The sequence below is a fragment of the Halomonas sp. ND22Bw genome, from assembly GCF_003011945.1.
GTDB lineage: Bacteria > Pseudomonadota > Gammaproteobacteria > Pseudomonadales > Halomonadaceae > Halomonas > Halomonas halophila.
Window position 1 is genome coordinate 1 of sequence record NZ_PXWD01000002.1, and the last position, 17322, is coordinate 17322.

Annotated in this window: 19 protein-coding genes, 1 tRNA gene and 1 rRNA gene; 8 read left to right on the plus strand and 13 right to left on the minus strand. The window is 69.4% G+C overall.

Annotation, left to right across the window (positions count from 1 at the left end; genetic code table 11):
* The first annotated feature begins 130 nt into the window (after nt 1-130).
* Nucleotides 131-245, plus strand: a 5S ribosomal RNA gene (rrf, locus tag CVH10_RS02885).
* Nucleotides 246-768: 523 nt separating this feature from the next.
* Here the strand turns inward: rrf and CVH10_RS02890 are convergent.
* The gene (locus CVH10_RS02890) at nt 769-1599 is read right to left on the minus strand and encodes a Tim44 domain-containing protein (RefSeq protein WP_035599827.1); all 831 of its coding nucleotides are present in this window, start codon (nt 1597-1599) and stop codon (nt 769-771) included.
* 107 nt (nt 1600-1706) lie between these two features.
* Here CVH10_RS02890 and CVH10_RS02895 point away from each other — a divergent pair, with 107 nt between their 5' ends.
* Nucleotides 1707-2285: an isochorismatase family protein gene (locus CVH10_RS02895; protein WP_035599825.1), complete on the plus strand. Its 579-nt coding sequence runs from the start codon at nt 1707-1709 to the stop codon at nt 2283-2285.
* A 6-nt stretch (nt 2286-2291) separates the two neighbouring features.
* Here the strand turns inward: CVH10_RS02895 and yaaA are convergent, their stop codons facing one another.
* Nucleotides 2292-3074 carry a peroxide stress protein YaaA gene (yaaA, locus tag CVH10_RS02900; protein ID WP_106487780.1) on the minus strand — a complete coding sequence of 261 codons (783 nt, stop codon included), beginning with the start codon at nt 3072-3074 and terminating at the stop codon, nt 2292-2294.
* A gap of 104 nt (nt 3075-3178) precedes the next feature.
* Nucleotides 3179-4210, minus strand: coding sequence for an NADP(H)-dependent aldo-keto reductase (locus CVH10_RS02905; RefSeq protein ID WP_035599820.1), 1032 nt, complete (start codon nt 4208-4210; stop codon nt 3179-3181).
* Between the two features lie 221 nt (nt 4211-4431).
* On the opposite strand from CVH10_RS02905, the gene CVH10_RS02910 reads away from it, so the two are divergent.
* Nucleotides 4432-4947 carry a tetratricopeptide repeat protein gene (locus tag CVH10_RS02910; RefSeq protein ID WP_035599818.1) on the plus strand — a complete coding sequence of 172 codons (516 nt, stop codon included), beginning with the start codon at nt 4432-4434 and terminating at the stop codon, nt 4945-4947.
* A gap of 79 nt (nt 4948-5026) precedes the next feature.
* Nucleotides 5027-5521: a hypothetical protein gene (locus CVH10_RS02915; protein WP_035599816.1), complete on the plus strand. Its 495-nt coding sequence runs from the start codon at nt 5027-5029 to the stop codon at nt 5519-5521.
* Between the two features lie 72 nt (nt 5522-5593).
* On the opposite strand, the gene CVH10_RS02920 is transcribed toward CVH10_RS02915, so the two are convergent.
* The 6 genes from CVH10_RS02920 to CVH10_RS02945 all read right to left on the minus strand — a co-directional run bounded on the left by CVH10_RS02920 (nt 5594) and on the right by CVH10_RS02945 (nt 8898).
* Nucleotides 5594-6145, minus strand: a complete 552-nt coding sequence (locus CVH10_RS02920) for a TIGR00730 family Rossman fold protein (RefSeq protein ID WP_106487781.1) — start codon at nt 6143-6145, stop codon at nt 5594-5596.
* Between the two features lie 103 nt (nt 6146-6248).
* Nucleotides 6249-6770, minus strand: coding sequence for a DUF501 domain-containing protein (locus CVH10_RS02925; protein WP_106487782.1), 522 nt, complete (start codon nt 6768-6770; stop codon nt 6249-6251).
* Nucleotides 6754-7071 (minus strand): hypothetical protein, encoded by a 318-nt coding sequence (locus CVH10_RS02930; RefSeq protein WP_016856333.1) that lies wholly within the window; start codon nt 7069-7071, stop codon nt 6754-6756. Before CVH10_RS02930 ends, CVH10_RS02925 begins: the two co-directional genes overlap by 17 nt.
* Before the next feature lie 60 nt (nt 7072-7131).
* Nucleotides 7132-7599, minus strand: coding sequence for a Cys-tRNA(Pro) deacylase (gene ybaK / locus CVH10_RS02935; protein ID WP_035599810.1), 468 nt, complete (start codon nt 7597-7599; stop codon nt 7132-7134).
* Nucleotides 7596-8006 (minus strand): thioesterase family protein, encoded by a 411-nt coding sequence (locus CVH10_RS02940; protein ID WP_035599808.1) that lies wholly within the window; start codon nt 8004-8006, stop codon nt 7596-7598. Before CVH10_RS02940 ends, ybaK begins: the two co-directional genes overlap by 4 nt.
* A gap of 73 nt (nt 8007-8079) precedes the next feature.
* A complete protein-coding gene (locus CVH10_RS02945) occupies nt 8080-8898 on the minus strand; it encodes a hypothetical protein (RefSeq protein ID WP_035599806.1) in 819 nt (272 codons plus the stop codon).
* A gap of 45 nt (nt 8899-8943) precedes the next feature.
* On the opposite strand from CVH10_RS02945, the gene CVH10_RS02950 reads away from it, so the two are divergent.
* The gene (locus tag CVH10_RS02950) at nt 8944-9282 is read left to right on the plus strand and encodes a hypothetical protein (RefSeq protein WP_106487783.1); all 339 of its coding nucleotides are present in this window, start codon (nt 8944-8946) and stop codon (nt 9280-9282) included.
* A 77-nt stretch (nt 9283-9359) separates the two neighbouring features.
* On the opposite strand, the gene CVH10_RS02955 is transcribed toward CVH10_RS02950, so the two are convergent.
* The gene (locus CVH10_RS02955; protein WP_106487784.1) at nt 9360-9794 is read right to left on the minus strand and encodes a hypothetical protein; all 435 of its coding nucleotides are present in this window, start codon (nt 9792-9794) and stop codon (nt 9360-9362) included.
* A gap of 42 nt (nt 9795-9836) precedes the next feature.
* On the opposite strand from CVH10_RS02955, the gene CVH10_RS02960 reads away from it, so the two are divergent.
* Complete coding sequence (locus tag CVH10_RS02960) at nt 9837-11012, plus strand: MalY/PatB family protein (RefSeq protein WP_106487785.1); 1176 nt, start codon at nt 9837-9839, stop codon at nt 11010-11012.
* A 57-nt stretch (nt 11013-11069) separates the two neighbouring features.
* Here CVH10_RS02960 and CVH10_RS02965 read toward each other — a convergent pair whose 3' ends face one another.
* Nucleotides 11070-12017, minus strand: coding sequence for a tetratricopeptide repeat protein (locus tag CVH10_RS02965; protein WP_035599796.1), 948 nt, complete (start codon nt 12015-12017; stop codon nt 11070-11072).
* Between the two features lie 332 nt (nt 12018-12349).
* Nucleotides 12350-12426 (minus strand) — tRNA-Met (locus tag CVH10_RS02970).
* 202 nt (nt 12427-12628) lie between these two features.
* On the opposite strand from CVH10_RS02970, the gene phbB reads away from it, so the two are divergent.
* Nucleotides 12629-13375 carry an acetoacetyl-CoA reductase gene (gene phbB, locus CVH10_RS02975; protein WP_106487787.1) on the plus strand — a complete coding sequence of 249 codons (747 nt, stop codon included), beginning with the start codon at nt 12629-12631 and terminating at the stop codon, nt 13373-13375.
* A gap of 125 nt (nt 13376-13500) precedes the next feature.
* Here the strand turns inward: phbB and CVH10_RS02980 are convergent, their stop codons facing one another.
* Entirely contained in the window at nt 13501-16284 is a 2784-nt protein-coding gene (locus CVH10_RS02980) for a DUF349 domain-containing protein (protein WP_106487788.1), read from the minus strand.
* Between the two features lie 257 nt (nt 16285-16541).
* Here CVH10_RS02980 and minC point away from each other — a divergent pair, with 257 nt between their 5' ends.
* Nucleotides 16542-17291 carry a septum site-determining protein MinC gene (gene minC / locus CVH10_RS02985; RefSeq protein WP_106487789.1) on the plus strand — a complete coding sequence of 250 codons (750 nt, stop codon included), beginning with the start codon at nt 16542-16544 and terminating at the stop codon, nt 17289-17291.
* The last annotated feature ends 31 nt before the right edge of the window (nt 17292-17322 follow it).

A 17322-nucleotide genomic window follows, 5' to 3' on the forward strand; every position in this document is an offset into this window, starting at 1 on the left:
TTGAGCTAACCGATACTAATGGCCCGTGAGGCTTGACCATATAACACCCAAGTGGTCTGTGACTGACAACAGACGACAGCGGATACGCGAGAGACATATCTCGTCAGCATGATTCGCATTGCCTTTTTCGCCTGACGACCATAGCGTGCGGGAACCACCTGATCCCATGCCGAACTCAGCAGTGAAACCGCTCAGCGCCGATGGTAGTGTGGGAGTTCCCATGCGAGAGTAGGTCATCGTCAGGCACTTATCCCGAGAAAACCCCGAGCCCAAAAGGCTCGGGGTTTTTTCATGTCTGGCCGGCAGGTCGCGTATATGATCGGGGAGTTCCCATGGAGAGTATCGGAACGCCGACCGGGACATCGTCAGGCACTTATCCCGAGAAAACCCCGGCTCATCGAGTCGGGGTTTTTCATGTCTGGCCGGTCGAACAGGGTGCCGAGACTGAGCCTGGATCGATATCCGAAAAAACGCCCCGTCCTCTTCAAGAGGGCGGGGCGTTCGTGTATTTGGTCCGAGGAAGATGATGCCCTGAATGCCGTCACATGGCAGGTGTCACGGTCCGTCAGGATCGAAGGGGATAGGACCAGGGGCGAGAGCGCGGCTTGCTCTGAGGGGAATGACGAGCCAGGAGAGGCGTGTTGCGGTGGAGGCTCGAGAGGCTGATGAAGACCGAGGGCTGCGCCGATGGTGGGGTCTCTGAATGGCAAAAGGCCGGGCTATTGCCCGGCCTTTCTTGTGCCTGTCGTGGTCTGTGAAAGACGCGTATCAGGCGGGGTTCTGCTCGATGCCCTGAACGTGCCAGGGGGCGCCTTCGCGAAGCTCGCGCACCAGGTGCCAGGTCTCGTTGAAGGCGTTCTGCTCGCCGTTCTCGTCGAGAATGCCGTGGAAAAGCACCGTGGCCTCGGCCTGGGAGCCGATTTCCTGGATGCTGCCGAGCTCGGCGAACAGACGCACGACCTCGGTGCGGTTGTTCGCCGGCTGCTGGTCGCGTTCCTCGCGCAACAGGTTGTAGAGCTCCGGTGTCACGTAGTCCTGGATCTGCGAGAAGTCGTTGTTGTCCCAGGCGCGCTGCAGGGTCATGAAGTGCTCCTTGGCGCCGCCGAGGAAGCGCTCACGGTCGAACCACGCCGGCTCCTTGGCGAGACCGCCGCCGAGTGAACCGGTGAAGGCCTGGGGCTGAGCCTGAGCCTGCTCGTGAGACTCGCGTGTCTCCATGCCAGGGCCGCCTGCCGTTGCCGGGCGCCGCTTGCGGGCGAACAGCCTGAACAGCAGGAACAGCGCACCGCCGATCAACAGGATGTCGAAGAAGCGCAGGTCGTCGAAGGCGCCGCCGAAGAACAGCGAGGCCAGCAGGCCGCCGGCCAGCAGGCCGGCGAAGGGCCCGGCGAAGCGCGACAGGCCGCTGGACGGCTTGCGCTGGGTCGCGGCCGCACCGGCGGTGCCGTTGGTGCGCGTGCTGGTCGCGCTCGGCGAGTCCGCCGAGCGCGAATAACTGCCGAAGCTCTTGCCGCCACCCAGGCGGCGCGCGTCGGCATGGTCGACGGCGAGGCCGAAGCCCAGCAGGCCGACGACGAGCATGACGAAGAGTTGACGCATCGTGTGTCTCCAGGGAATGTGACGGGAGAGCCCGCCGGGAAGAAGCCGAAGCCACCATTCTAGCGACTTGGGGCGACACCGGCACCGTTTGCCGTGGAGGATCATCGATGCGTCTTGTTCGAGAGAAGAGCCTGCTGCTGATCGTCGATCTTCAGGCCGGGCTGCTGCCGGTGCTGGACGGCGGCGAGCAGGCCGTCGGGGAAGCGAGCTGGCTGGGTGGGGTCGCCTCTGCACTGGAGGTGCCGGTATGGCTGACCGAGCAGTATCCGGCGGGCCTCGGGGGCAGCGAGCCCCGGCTGCGCGAGGCACTCGAAGGCGCCCTTTATTGGGAAAAGAGCCGCTTCGATGCCCATGCGGAGCCTGACTTCGCCAAGGCGCTGGCTCAGAGCGGGCGGCATCAGGTGGTACTGTGCGGGGCCGAAGCCCACGTCTGCGTGCTGCAGACGGGGCTCGGGCTTCGTGAGGCGGGCTACGAGGTCTTCTGGTTGGCCGAGGCCACCGTCAGCCGGCGGCGCGAGGAAGCGTCCCTGGCCCGGCGGCGGATCGAGCGGGCCGGCGCTTGGGCGGTGAGCGCCGACATGGCGGCCTATGAGTGGCTCGAGCGCTGCGACGATGCCCGCTTCAGGGACGTGCATCGCCGCTTCCTCAAACCGCGCTCTCCGCGGCCGCTGCGCTTCTTCGACTGAGGTACGTTACGGGCGATCCTGTTCGGCGCGGCAGAACACCAGGGTATTGCCCTGGGACTCGGCGGCGCTGTAGCGATAGCCGGCCACGTCGAAGTCCTTGAGGCCTTCCGGATCGTCGAGGCGCTGCTGGATCATCCAGGCCGCCATCAGGCCGCGGGCCTTCTTGGCGTAGAAGCTGATGATCTTGTACTGGCCGTTCTTCTCGTCCTTGAACACCGGTGTGATCACACGGGCGTCGAGCTTCTTCGCATCGACGGCCTTGAAGTACTCGTTGGAGGCCAGGTTGACCAGTACCTTGCTGCCGCTCTCGGCGATGGCCCGATCGAGGGCATCGGTCAGGGTCGGCTTCCAGTAGGCATAGAGATCCATGCCGGCCGGGTTGGCGAGCTTGGTGCCCATTTCCAGCCGGTAGGGCTGGATCAGATCCAGCGGTCGCAGCAGGCCGTAGAGGCCGGAGAGGATGCGCAGGTGCTCCTGGGCGAAGGCGTTGTCGCCTTCGTCGAAGGTGGCGGCTTCCAGCCCCACGTAGACGTCACCCTGGAAGGCCTGGGCGGCGGGCTTGGCGTTGTCCGGCGTGAAAGGCGTCTGCCAATCGGCGAAGCGGGCCGCGTTGAGCCCGGCGATCTTGTCGCTGACGCCCATCAGCTCACCGATCTGCTGGGGCGAGAGGTCGCGCAGGATGCCGATCAGCTCACGGCTGCGGTCGAGAAAGTCGGGCTGGGTGGCCTGGGCCGTGGTCGCCGGGGTCTCGAAGTCCAGTGTCTTGGCGGGCGAGATCACGCTCAGCATGGGGCGCTCCTGTGCCTGAATTGAGTCGGCTACGAGTATATCAGGCAGTGTCCCGGGCCGGGGCTATCGCGCTCATAGCCTTGGCCCGGGAGGGAGCATCGGCCTCAGGGGCTGGGGTTGGGGTGACGCTGGTGCACCTCCTCAATGGCCGCGAGCACCTCGTCGTCGAGGCGCAGCGACTCGCTCTCCAGGTTGCTCTCCAGCTGCGCCATGGTGGTGGCGCCGATGATATTGCTGGTCAGGAAGGAGCGCGAATTGACGTAGGCCAGGGCCATCTGGGCCGGGTCGAGGCCATGCTGGCGAGCGATCTCGACGTAGGCGCGGGTCGCCTCCTCGGCCTGCGGCGAATTGTAGCGCTGGAAGCGCTCGAAGAGCGTCAGGCGCGCGCCTTCCGGCCGCGCGCCGTCGAGATACTTGCCGGACAGCTTGCCGAAGGCCAGCGGCGAGTAGGCCAGCAGGCCGACGTCCTCGCGATGGGCGATCTCGGCCAGTCCCACCTCGAAACTGCGGTTGAGCAGGCTGTAGGGGTTCTGCACCGAGGCGACCCGCGGCAGGCCCTGGCGCTCGGCCAGCTGGAGGGCATGCATCACGCCCCAGGGCGTCTCGTTGGAGAGGCCCACGGCGCGGATCTTGCCGGCCTGCACCAGCTCCTGCAGTGCCGACAGGCTCTCCTCGAGGGAGGTGGCGTCCTCTTCGGCGTCGTGCTCGTAGCCGAGACGGCCGAAGAAGTTGGCACGGCGGTCCGGCCAGTGCAGCTGGTAGAGGTCGACGTAATCGGTCTGCAGCCGGGCCAGGCTGGTGTCGATGGCCTGGTGCAGGTGTTCGCGGGTCAGGCGCGGGCCGCCGCGGATGTGGTCGAGTCCCGGGCCGGCGGCCTTGGTGGCGATGATGACGTCGTCCCTCGCGCCGCGGGCCTTGAGCCAGCTGCCGACGTAGGACTCGGTCAGGCCCTGGGTCTCGGCCCTGGGCGGCACCGGGTACATTTCGGCGGTGTCGATGAAGTTGACGCCGAAGGCCACGGCGCGGTCGAGCTGCTCGTGGGCCTCGGCCTCGCTGTTCTGCTCGCCGAAGGTCATGGTGCCGAGGCACAGCCGGCTGACGTCGAGGCCGGTTCGGCCCAGGGGGCGGGTCTGCATCCGTTTCTCCTCATCAAGGGGGGGCAGTGCCCTGGCATGGTAGCGCCGGGGGAGCGATATCGTAAACGCCGAGGGGTTGAGTCACTGCCGGGGCGGGCGTATGCTGCGCATCCGCTGCCTGGGAGGAGCCCACAAGGCGGCCGATTTTTCCGTACAGGACGCCGAGCACGGGAACATGCTCGACGTCATCAACCGACCCCCAGGACGCAAGGTTGTTTGTCATGCCGCAGGCATCGTCACTGTTCACTCGGCTCGAGTACCATCTGGCGCGCCAGCTGTTTCATACGCGCTGGCTGCCTCGCTCGCCGCGCACGCAGCGCCTGACCATGCATCTCTTCCAGCGCTGCGCGGATGCCGGCCACCCGGCTGCCCTGTCGCTGTACGGCCATATGCTGTTCCATCGTGCCGTCACGCCCCAGGACAAGGCACGCGGTGCCCGCTATGTGCTCGAGGCCGCCCAAGGGGGCGACCTGCATGCCCAGTATCAGGCCGGGCAGATCTACGAGCATGGCTGTGCCCAGTACCCGCATCGCGCCGACCGTGCGGTGACCTGGTACGCTCGGGCCGGCGAGGCGGGGCATCGTCTGGCGGCGGAGCGCCTGGCGCGGGCTTACCGCGACGGCGAGCTGGAGCTGCCGCAGGATCCCGAGCGTACCGCGCACTGGACGGCGCTGGCCGAACGCAACGCCGTGCCGGTGGCGCCACTGGACAGCGACGAAGCCGGGACGCGACACTAGGATGATGGCGCCTCATCCGGGGCAGTGACTTCGGCCGCCAATGATCGGCGGTCCTACATCATCAAGGACTCAGCAGCCCGTGACGTTACCGACACTGCTGGATATCGAAGCGTCCGGATTCGGACGCGGCAGCTACCCCATCGAGGTCGGCCTGGCTCGCGCGGACGGCAGCACCTGCGCCTTCCTGATCCAGCCCCTGGACGAGTGGACGCACTGGGATCCCAAGGCGGAACTCCTGCATGGCATCTCGCGCAATCGCCTGGCGCGCGAGGGCCACCCGGTACGTCAGGTGGCGCGCTGGCTAAACGACGAGCTGGCCGAGGTCGGCGTGGCCTACAGCGACAGCTGGGGCTACGACAACACCTGGCTGTCGCTGCTCTTCCACCACGCGGGCATGCTGCCCGCCTTCCGCCTCGAGGCCCTGCGCCGCCTGCTCAGCGAGGCGCAGATGGCGCGCTGGAGCGACATCAAGGAAGCGATCATCGAAGAGCGCGGCATCCATCGCCACCGCGCCGGGGAAGACGCCCTGCTGCTTCAGCTCACCTACCAGCGCACGCTGGAGATCGTCGACTGAGGCGACACCCCTGACTCTCCCTGACCGCCCGGCCCCGTGCCGGGCGGTCTGCGTCGTGGGGCGTGAAACGCCTCAGGCGGCGGCCAGGCGCGCCTCCAGGGCGTCGAGCAGCGACTCGGGCGCCTCGGCGGCGAGCAGGTCCTGGCGGGTGCGGGCGTTGAGGAAACCGTGCTCCACGGTGCTGTCGAGGAAGGTCAGCAGCGGCGAATAGAAACCGGCGGTGTCGAGCAGGCCGATCGGCTTGTCGTGCAGTCCCAGATAGCGCCAGGTCCAGGCCTCGAACAGCTCCTCCAGGGTGCCGATGCCGCCGGGCAGGGCGATGAAGGCATCGCAGTGGGCGGCCATGCTGGCCTTGCGTTCGTGCATGTTGCGCACGCGAATCAGCCGGGTCAGCGCCAGGTGCGCCTGCTCGCGCTCCACCAGGTGATCCGGCATCACGCCGATCACCTCACCGCCGGCCCCCAGCACGCTGTCGGCCAGCTCGCCCATCATGCCCACGCGGGCGCCGCCGTAGACCAGCGAGTGGCCTCGGCGGGCCAGCGCCTCGCCCAGCGTCCGGGCGGCGGCGAGAAAGCGCGGGTCGTGGCCGTCCCGCGAGCCCAGATAGACGCAGAATCTCGACATGATGTCCTCCTTGATGCGTGGTCGCCGGCAGCGGGCCGACGCAAGAAGGGCGCCGTCAGGCGCCCTCGTGTGATCTCGCTATGCCACGGCCGGCCGCGGCTGCTCAGGGCAGCAGGTCGATGACGCCATATTCGGCGTCCACCCACTGACCGATGACGTTGTGACCGCACAGATGATGGGCGTACTGGGTGTGCAGGCAGCGCACCTGGTCCCAGTTGGCGATGCCGCCGATGCCGCGCTGGCGAAGCACGTCGCCGTAGCCGCGGCGCTCGACCTCGGCGCGCTGGGCCTCGCTCATGTAGCCCCAGCGCGCGGCCACGTAGTCCTCGTGGCTCTGGTGATAGGCGGCCAGGAACTCGGGGTCCTCCTTCAGCCGGGCCTCGAGGGTCTTGATCACGCCGGCGGCCTCGATGCGCGACAGCTCGACCTTGAGCCGCTCGTCGCTCAGCCAGTAGAGCGTCGGGAAGGGCGTTTCGTCGACGATGGGCGCCATGCGCAGCACCAGCGGCGTGCCCTCGCCGTCGGTGGCGGCCAGGGCCTCGATGCCGCGGGGCGCGCGGCCGAGCTGCGCGGCGATGACGGCGAGCTGGCGCTCGTCGGGCAGGGTGTCAGGTTGAATCACCATCGTCGGGGTCGTCTCGTATGAACTTGGTCGAGCGTCCCACGGCGCGAAAGAAGGTGCGGTTGAGCTGCTCGGGGGTGGGCACGTAGTGCCAGTGCCGTTCGCAGTACTCGCCGCCGCGCGCGATCAGGACATCGTAGAGGCGGTTGAAGGGCGCATCATAATCGTAGGGGTCTGCCCCGAACAAGCGGATATGCGGGTAGTCGGCGAAGCGCTCGAGGAAGAAGTTCTCCAGGTCGGCCTCGACGGCGCGATGGCGGGCGACGTCGTCGGGATCGAGCCAGAGGTCGTAGCGGATGGCCATGGGGCTTCCTTGGGATCGATGGGGCGGATACGACTGGGACCGCAGACGGCGGCGTTCGGCTCAGCGTGCCAGGGGGGCGAAGGTCGCCGACAGCAGTCGCGCCAGGTCGGCCGGGGCGAGGGCGAGCTCCAGGCCGCGGCGTCCGCCGCTGACGTGGAAGCGCGCCAGCGCCTCGGCGCTGGCGTCGATGAAGGCCGGCAGGCGCTTCTTCTGGCCCAGCGGGCTGATGCCGCCGACCACATAGCCGGTGGCGCGTTCGGCCTCGGCGGACTCGGCCATCTGCGCCTTGCGGGCACCGGCCGCCCGGGCCAGCGCCTTGAGGTCGAGCTGGCCGGAGACCGGCACGATGGCCATCGCCAGCCGGCCGTCGTCGAGGCGTGCGAGCAGGGTCTTGAACACCGACTCGGCGGGAAGGCTCAGGGCTTCGGCAGCCTCCTCGCCGTAGGCGGGGCGGCGCGGGTCATGCTCGTAGCTGGCCGTCTCGAAGGCCACGCCGGCCTTTTCCAGGGCCTTGATGGCGGGGGTCATGCGTCCTGGGTCTCCGTGTCCTGCAGGTGGGCGGCGAGGGCCTCGCGGAGCGCGCCCTCGAGGGGGACCGCTCCCTTGGCCTGATGATCGTAGTGGACCAGTACGGTATGCCCCAGGTTGGCCAGCCGGCCCGACTGCCAGGCCTCCTGGGTCACGGTGAAGGAGCTGGTGCCGAGGCGAGTGAGATAGGTGCGGATCTCGATGTCGTGGCCGTAGTAGAGCTCGGCCCGGTAGTCGATCTCCATGCGCGCCATGATCAGCCGCCAGCGGCCCGGGTCGAGGTCCGGCGTGAACAGCCGGAAGAGGTCATTGCGCGCCAGCTCGAACCAGGCCGGCAGGCGGGTGTTGTTGATGTGCCCCAGGGCATCGGTGTCGTAGAAGGCGGGTTCGATGGTGCGCGTGAACATGGGCGTCCTCGTCGGTCATGGCCGGCCTGTCAGCATCGCCGCCGAGCAAGCGCTTGGTCAATGGGCGGCCCGTTCAGCCGCGCGCTGACGGCGTGCGGCGCTCGCGCCACCAGCGCTGCAGCCGGGTCCAGCCGAGCAGCCACAGCGTGGCCGCGGCGAAGCCCAGCAGCGTGCCCGGCCACAGGCCGAGGCTGTCGTAGGTCAGCGAGACCACCAGGGCGTACCACAGCAGCGAGCCGAGCCCCGCGGGATAGTGCTTGATCACGGTGGCCGTGGGCGCGGCGCCCTGGGTCAGGTGCAGGATCACCAGGAACGGATACATGGTCACCGGGAAGGCCGCCATCACCCCGGCCCAGGCCGAGGGCACCACGTGGGCGAGGCCGGTGATCAGGAAGATGATGCCCGCGGCGAGGCCGGCGCGCAGCGCCAGGGCGGGCCAGGAGAAGCCGCCCTTGGGACTGGCCTTGATGTCCGGCACCCGGCGATAGAGCCAGGTGAACACGGCGATGGCGGCCAGCGTCGTCAGGGTGCCGGTGACGCGATCGAAGTCGATCCGGGTCAGCACCAGGCTGGTGGCGAGCCAGCAGGCAAGCCCTGTCAGGGTGCCCAGCGCGATGCCCGCCAGGCCGTCGCGACGGCCGCCGAGCAGGTAGCCGCCGCCCAGCGCCAGGGTCGCCGTGAAGCCGGCCAGGGTGTGCACCGCGCTGTCGGCGGCGAAGGCGGGCGAGAGCTCGAGGCCGATGAAGAACAGGGCGATGGCGGTGCCCAGCGGATAGCCGGAGAGCAGTCCGGCGACGCGGGTGCTGACGCGCTCGGCGATCATCGACAGGCCGAGCACCACGCCGATCGAGACCGCGAGCTTGGCCAGCTGCCAGGTAAGCGGAACGTCCATGTGATTTTCCTTATCCTAGGGGCATGTATCGTCGTGGAGAGGGCCATGGCCGGACACGATCTCTCGCCGCCGCCCCGCCCCGAGGGCTGCGAGCTGTGCGGCCGGGCGGCGCCGCTGACCCGGCATCATCTGATTCCCCGCGCCCTGCACGGCAAGGCGCGCTACCGGCGTCGCTTCGATCGCGCCGAGCGGCTGACGGCGATCCTGTGGCTGTGTCACGCCTGCCACAAGCACATCCACGCGGTGCTCGGCGAGCGCGAGCTGGCCGAGCATTATCGCAGCCGGGAGGCGCTGCTGGCGCATCCGGAAGTTCGTGCTTTCGTCGAATGGCTGGCCACCAAGCCGGCGGGCTTCAAGCCCAAGAAGGCCGCGCGCCGGCGCTGATATGGTGGGCAGGCATCACACCAGCCCGAGGCCCTGGCGGTCCGTCCTGGCCGCCTCCTGAAGGCATCGGCGCGGCGTCACACCAGCCGCAGGCCCTGGCGATCCGTCCAGGCCGCCTTGAGAGCGGCGTCCAGCGGTTGGCGCAGGTGCTCGGGCAGGGCGTCGCGGGCGGCCTCGAAGCTGTCCGGATCGCGGTTGCGCAGCCAGCAGTAGGCCCAGGCGCAGGCCTCGTCATCATCGACCGGCAGCGGCCGGGCCGGCATCTGCACCAGCAGGAACAGCGCGGTACGGCCGGCCCACAGCGGCACCTCGTCCGGCGCCTCGGGATCGGCCCAGGCGGTGAGGGTGGCGGCGTCGGGCGTGGCCTCCGGCTGGCCCAGCTTGGCCACCCGGGCGGTTTCGGCCAGGATCAGCGCCAGGCGATCCGGCGAGTCGCGGCCGATGTCCTTCCAGCGGGCGATGAGGCCGGGCAGGCCGCGGCGTACCTTGGCATAGAAGCCGCCTTGCGGCATGGTTTCAGTCATGGTTCATGGCCTCTGGGAGCAGGGAACGCAATGGAGTTCGATTTTGCCACGCCCGTGGAGCGACGCCACCCGCCCGAGGGCGACTGGCCGTCACAGAAATGGCATCGGTACGGCGAGGACGTGCTGCCGCTGTGGGTCGCCGACATGGACTTCCGCTCGCCGCCGGCGGTGATCGAGGCGCTGCGCGCCCGGGTCGACCACGGCGTCTACGGCTACGGCCGGGTGCCGGATAGCCTGGGCCAGGCACTGTGCGACTGGAGTGCCACGCACTACGGCTGGGACATCGCGCCCGGCTGGCAGCTGTGGCTGCCGGGCGTGGTGCCGGCGCTGCACGTGGCCAGCCTGGCGCTGACCGAGCCGGGCGACGGCGTGCTGACGGTGACGCCGATCTATCCGCCCTTCCTGCAGGTGGCCGAGCGCACCGGCCGCCTGGCCCAGCAGGCCGCGATGCGCCCGCCCGAAGCGCCGGGCGACGACTGGCGGCTGGACCTCGATGCCCTGGAAGCGGCGATCACCCCCGAGACCCGGCTGCTGCTGTGGTGCCAGCCGCACAATCCCACCGGCCGCGTGTGGCGCGACGACGAGCTCGACGGCCTGGCCGAGCTGGTCGAACGCCACGATCTGATCGTGGTCTCCGACGAGCTGCACGCCGACCTGATGCTCGACGAGGGGGCACGGCACCGGCCGCTGGCCGCCGCCTATCCGCAGCTCGCCGAGCGGATCCTGACGCTGTGGGCGCCGTCGAAGACCTTCAACCTGGCCGGGCTGACCGCCGCCTGCGCGGTGATTCCCGATGCCGGCCTGCGTCGCCGTTTCGCGGCCATGGCCAAGGGGCTGCAGCCGGACGGCAACGTGCTCGGCCTGGTGGCCGCCGAGGCCGCCTATCGTCACGGCGATCCCTGGCGCCAGGCGCTGCTCGAGACCCTGCGCGGCCATCGGGCGCGGCTGATCGAGCGCGTGGCGCGCTGGCCGGGCGTGACCATGACGCCGCCCGAGGCCACCTATCTGGCCTGGCTCGACCTGCGCGAGGCGCCGGCACTGCAGGGCGTGGCCTCGCCCCAGCGGGCGCTGCTCGACCGCGCCGGGGTGGCGCTGTCCGACGGGGCGCCCTTCGGTCGGCCGGGCTTCGCGCGGCTCAACTTCGGTACCACCGCGACTCAGCTGGAAGCGGCGCTGGCGCGGCTGGACGGCGTGCTGGGGGCCTGACGCGACGCCGCCGCCCTCCGGAGAAGGGCGGCGGCGTTCGCTCGGTTCGGTCGCGGCTCAGTAGAGCAGGGCGAACAGCTTGCGGCGGTAGGTGGCGGTCAGCGGATGATCGTTGCCCAGAGCGTCGAAGACCCGCAGCAGGGTCTTGCGGGCGGCATCGTCGCCATAGGCGCGGTCCTGCTTCATCAGCGTCAGCAGCGCCTCGAGGCCGGCCTCGTACTGGCCGTCGGCCACCTGGCGCAGGGCGCGCTGGTACCGGGCCTCGCTGTCGTCGCGGCCTTCCAGGGCGGCCAGTGCCTCGCGGGACGGGGCCTCCTCGCCGAACTCGATGCTGGCGCGCACGCCGCGGGCCGGCGCGGCGTCGCGCTCCTCCGGCGGCAGGGCGTCGAGCAGCGCGCGGGCCTCGTCCGGATTGCCGGCGGCCACCAGGGCGCGGGCCAGCTCCACCTTGTAGGGGCCGTAGTCCGGCCACTGCTGGGCGAGCTCCGAGTAGATCGCACGGGCGGTCTCGGCATCGCCGGCTTCCAGCGCCGCGGCGGCCTGCTCCTCGGGGCTCTCCTGCACGCCCTCGGGCTCCGGGAAGTACTTGCCCAGCCACTCGCGGATCTGCTTCTCGGGCAGCGCGCCCTGGATCTGGTCGACCAGGCCGCCCTGGCTGATCAGCTTGACGTCCGGTACCGAGCGCACGCCCAGCTGGGCGGCGATGTCCTGATTGTCGTCGATGTTGAGCTTGGCCAGCAGGAAGGCGCCGTTGTACTCGCGGGTCAGCTTCTCCAGCACCGGCATCAGGTTCTTGCACGGCTCGCACCAGGGCGCCCAGCAGTCGAGCAGCACCGGCACCTGCATGGAGGTCTCGAGCAGCTGCTGGATGTTGCTGCGGTCGACGTCGATGATCAGATCATCGCGCTGCGCGGCCTGGCTTCCGCCCTGGGCGGCACCGGAGTTGGCGTCGGCCTGGCTGTCGGAGGTGAGCGGCTCACCGGTACGGGGATCGACGATCGGCATGGTGATCTGGCCTTGAACGGAGTGTGTTTGTCCTATGTTATGCGGGCGAGGGGGCGGAGATTCAAGGCCGGCCGGCTGGGCCGGATATGAACTGATGCTCTCCCCGGAGTTGTGAAGAGCCGAGCCCGACGAACGGTTTGATGACATCCGCAAAAACGAAAAAGGCCGATGTGCTGAGACATCGGCCCTTTTCTGAAATTTGGCGGCTGGGATCGGGTTTGAGCCGATGACCTTCCTGGGTTTGTGAAGAGCCGAGCCCGGCGATCGGATTGATAATATCCGCAAAAACGAAAAAGGCCGATGTCCTGAGACATCGGCCTTTTTCTTATGTTTGGTAGCGGGGACCGGATTTGAACCGATGACCTTCGGGTTATGAGCCCGACGAGCTACCAGACTGCTCCACCCCGCATCAACGTGAGGCACATTATACAGAGAACCTGACCTGCGTCAACCCTGCCTCGAGCGATCTTTGGGGGCCTCGTGTTGTCCGCGCTGACTGGTCCATACTCGGGACGAGCTGTCACGAAAATGACAGCCGGGCAGACGAGACTGTCTCGAGGGGCCGGGCCCGCCGCCCGGCCGCAGGTTGTATAACACCAGGGAGAGCATCAATGACAACATCCACTGCCGTAGCCTGGGTCACCGGAGGCACCGGGGGAATCGGAAGCGCCATCTGTCGCGCGCTGGCCGATGCCGGTTACCAGGTCGTCGCTGGATATCACAATCCCGAGAAGGCCCAGGCCTGGCTCGAGCAGCAGAAGGCCGACGGCTACGAGAATATCGCCCTGTCCGGCGTGGACCTCGCCGACTTCGATGCCTGCATGGCCGGCGCCAAGGAAATCCGCGAGACCCATGGGCCGATCAGCGTGCTGGTCAACTGCGCCGGCATCACCCGCGACGGCACCCTGAAGAAGATGAGCTCGGAGCAATGGAGCGAGGTCATCGACACCAACCTCAACAGCGTCTTCAATACCTGCCGCAGCGTGATCGAGGACATGCTCGAGCATAACTACGGGCGCATCGTGAACATTTCCTCGATCAACGGTCGCAAGGGGCAGTTCGGCCAGGTGAACTACGCCGCGGCCAAGGCCGGCATGCACGGCCTGACCATGTCGCTGGCCCAGGAGACCGCGACCAAGGGCATCACCGTCAACACGGTGTCGCCGGGCTATATCGCCACCGACATGATCATGAAGATTCCCGAGAAGGTGCGCGAGGCGATTCGCGAGACCATTCCGGTCAAGCGCTACGGCACGCCGGAGGAGATTGCTCGCCTGGTGGTGTTCCTGGCCGATCAGGAGTCCGGCTTCATCACCGGCGCCAACGTCGACATCAACGGCGGCCAGTTCATGGGCTGAGCCGAGAACAACAGGCGGCCCGACGAGGCCGTGCCCGGCAGGAGAAGAACGCGAGGCCAAAGGCCTCGCGTTCTCGTTTCGGGATAGTACACAGGCGCCGCGGTGTCTGGATGCTGCGCGGTGGGTCAGGGTGGCGGCAGCCGCGTCAGGCTCTCCAGGGTATGGTCGAGTTCGCCGACCTCGCGCTCCCACAGCGTCGGCGCGACCGGGCCGGTGGCCAGCAGCTCGATCAGCACGCCGCGCAGCTCCTCGGCGCGGGAGGGCGTGTGCCCGAGGTTCTCGTTGAGCCGCTCGACCTGGATGGCCAGCCGCAGCGGGTCGTCCTGGCGGTGGCTGGTGTCGCCGGCCAGCAGCGCCAGATGGACGCGCAGGCGCGCCAGACGCTCCTCGACCTCGGTCGCCGGCGGCGGATCGCGGCGGGCGGCGTTGCGCGCGTCGTGGGCGTCCTTCAGCGTGTCGGGCAGCTCGGCGGGGGCCGGCACGTCCCGGCATTCGCCGTCGTTCTGCGCGGCCGCGTCCGCTTCCAGGTGGGCCTCCAGCAGCGGGCGTGCCCGGCGCCAGCGCTCGACCACTTCGGCGAGCGCCAGGCGCGCCAGGCGCTCGCGCCTAGCGCGCACGATGCCGGACCAGCGGCGGCGCATGCCCTCGCTGCGGCGCCCGGCGGGCAGCGGCTCCAGCGCAGCGGCTTCCTGGACGGCCTCGTCGAGCGACGCCGTGTCGTCGCTGCGCGCCGGCTGCCAGGCGTCAATGCGGTCGATCAGCGCCTGCATGGTGTCGAGCCGGTCGCGGTGGCGCTGGGCCTGGTCGCTGCGGTCGGCGTCGCGCTGGGCGAAGATCTCGTCGCACAGGTGGCGAAACTCGCGCCACAGCGTCTGCTCCTCCCCCTTGGGCGCGCGGCCCAGCTCGCGCCAGCGGCGCTGTAGGGCCTTGGCCTGCTCCGCACGGCGCTTCGCCGGTTGGTCGCCGTCGCGCAGGGCCCGGGCCTCCTCGATCAGCCCGCGCTTGGCCTCGGCGATCTCGCCGGCGCGCTTCTCGATCAGCGCCTGGAGAGCGTGGCGGATGCGGCCGAAGCGCCGGCCGATGGCCTCGGCCTCACTCCGCGGCACCGGTGACAGTCGTCGCCACTGCTGGCGGGCGCGGTCGCGAATCTCCCGTAGCGCGTCCGGATCGGCCGCGGCGGCGGGCTGGTCGAGCAGGTGCTCGAGCTGGTCGCACAGGGTCTGACGGGCCGTCAGATTGGCCTGTCGCTGGCGGTCCTGGTGAGTCCGCCACTCGCGCAGGCGTTCGTGGATGTGGTCCGAGGCGGCCCGGAAGGCCGTGGACTGATCGCGGTTGGCGGCGGCGTCGCCCAGGTCGCGCCATTCCTTGACCAGCCGGCGGTGGCGCCGGTCGAGCTCGGCGTCGTCCAGCTCTTCCTCCTCGGCCAGGGCCTGGATGGCCTCGCACAGCTGGGTGCGCTTGGGGCCGGCGACGAAGCCGCGCCAGTCGCGCAGCTCGGCCAGTCGGGCGCCGAGGCGCTTGAGCCGGGCGGCTGGCTCGCCGCGCCGGGCCTCGGGCAGGTGGTCGATCTGCTGGCGCAGGCTCTGGTGGAGCCGGTTCGCGCCCTTGAAGGCACCGTTGTCGAGCAGGCGTTCCAGGCGGTCCAAGTCATCGCCCACGCGGGCCAGGCGCGCCTCGAGATCACCGGGCTCGGCCGCTTCGCCGGCCTCGTCGGCCAGGCGCCAGCCGGCGCGCTGCAGCAGCGGGGATGGCGGCAGGTCGTCGGGCCAGTCGCAGTCCTCGACGAGTTCGGCCAGCCGGTCGTCGTCGCCGTCGCGCAGCGCCTGTTCGATGGCCTCGGCACGCTCGTCGAGGCGCTCCCGGGCCTCGACGATGCGGGCGAAATCCGCCAGCGCCGCGTCATAGCGCTGGCGCAGCGTCTCGTCGGCGAGATGCTGTTCGGAGAGCGCCTGCCAGCGGGTCGCCAGCAGCTGTTTCTGGGCGCGCAGGCTGGCGATGTCCTGATCGGCGAGGCGCTGGGCGTTATGTAGCCCGTCGAGGCTTTCCTCCAGGGCGTCGATCAGTGCCTCGCGGGCCTGGTCGGCGTCCTCGCGACGTCGCTCGGCCGCGTCCTGGGCCTGTTCGTGGGCCTCGTGGTCGCTGAGCGTCTTGCGGCAGCGCAGGCAGGCCTCCTGATAGCGACGTTCCTGCTCGGCGTTCGGCATGTCGGACAGGCTCGCCCATTCGCGCATCAGATGGCGGAAGCGGGCACCGAACATCGGCTCCCAGGCGGAGTGGCCGAGGGTCTCCAGCTTGCCCAGCAGCGCTTCGCGGCGTTCCCGAGCCGCGGCCAGCGAGGCCGCGTCGGCACGTCGCCGCTGCAGGCGCTCCCGGGCCTGGCGCACCACCTGGCGGTCGCGTCTTGCGCCCTGGATCAGCCGCTGCAGGCCGGCCTCGCTCTCGACCCGGGCCGCGGCCGCCTGGCGCACGGCGGCGATGCCGTTGTCGCAGGCCTGGCGGATCAGGGCCTCCTCGTCGTCGAGGCGAGCCAGGGCGGCCAGGCGCAGTTGCTGGTTGTCTCCCTCCAGGACGAGGCGCTCGGCCAGGTCGGCGTCGTCCAGGGATTCCGCCAGGGCGATGCGGGCGGGCAGGTCCAGCTCGCCGTCGCGGCCGCTCAGCAGGGCCACCAGCCGCTCGCTCAGCTCCGCGCTCTCGCCCCCCTCGTGTCGCAGGGCCAGCAGCCGCTGCGGTTCCTCGAGCCGCGCCAGCGCCTCGCGACGGACGTCGGGATCGGCGTCCGTCGCCAGGCGCTCGAGCCGGGCGAGCTGAGCGGTCTGTGCGGGATCGAGGCGGGCGATGGCCTGGCGGCGTACCTCGGGGTTCGGGTGCTGCCAGCGGGGGGCGAACAGGCGGCGGAGGAGTCCTGGCATGGGAGATCCTGAGAGTGGTCGGCGAGCCTGGCATGACGGACCGGCGCGCAGATGCGTGAGACGCGCCGCAATGGCGCGCTATCATTGAATTATCTAAGCATGCGGCGTGCCGGCAGAAAAGGGCGCGATGTGCGACTGTAGCCGTTACGAGACACTGACAAGCCGCCCGGGCGTGACATATGATCGGTTGCGGGATCGGGGGGACTCGCATAGCTTGTGAGCAGGTCCCCGACCATCATCCGACGTGGAGTTCGGCCATGAGCCTCAAAGTGGACAGGGATGGGATGGCTTTCACCTTCAAGGGCGGCATGCTGCCGATGACGGTCATGGAACTGACCAGCGCCGACCCCGAACGCATTCGCGAACAGCTTGCCGGCAAGCTCAGCCAGTCACCCGCTTTCTTCCAGCATACCCCGGTGGTGCTCAGCGTCGAGCAGCTCGACGAGCCGCATCTGGCGCTCGAGCGGATCTGCGCCGTGTGCCGGGCCCACAAGCTGCTGCCGGTGGCGGTGCGGGGCGGTGCCGACCCCGTCAAGCAATCGTCCTGGGCGCTGGGGCTCGGCTGGTTCCCGCCCCAGGAAGCCGGGCGACCGCGCACCCTGGAAAGCGTGCCCGTCGGCGACGACGCTCCGGCGGCCGAGGCGCCCATCGCGGACGAGCCGGCACCGTCGACCGGTGCGGTGGGGCGCATCTATCGCGGCACCGTGCGTTCCGGACAGCAGGTCACCGCGCCCGAGGGTGATCTGGTGGTGGTAGGCGCGGTCAACGCCGGCGCCGAGGTGCTGGCCGGCGGCAGCGTCCATGTCTACGGGGCCCTGCGCGGTCGGGCCCTGGCCGGCATCCATGGCGATGCCGGGGCGGCGATCTTCTGTCGCGAGCTGCGCGCCGAGCTGCTCTCGGTGGCCGGCAACTACAAGCGGCTCGAGGACATCGATCCCCGGCTGCTGGGCATCGGGGTGCAGGTGCGCCTGAACGACGACCAGCTGGGCATCGCCCCGCTGGACTGACGCGCGGGCGTCGATGCGGCGGCCCGAGACC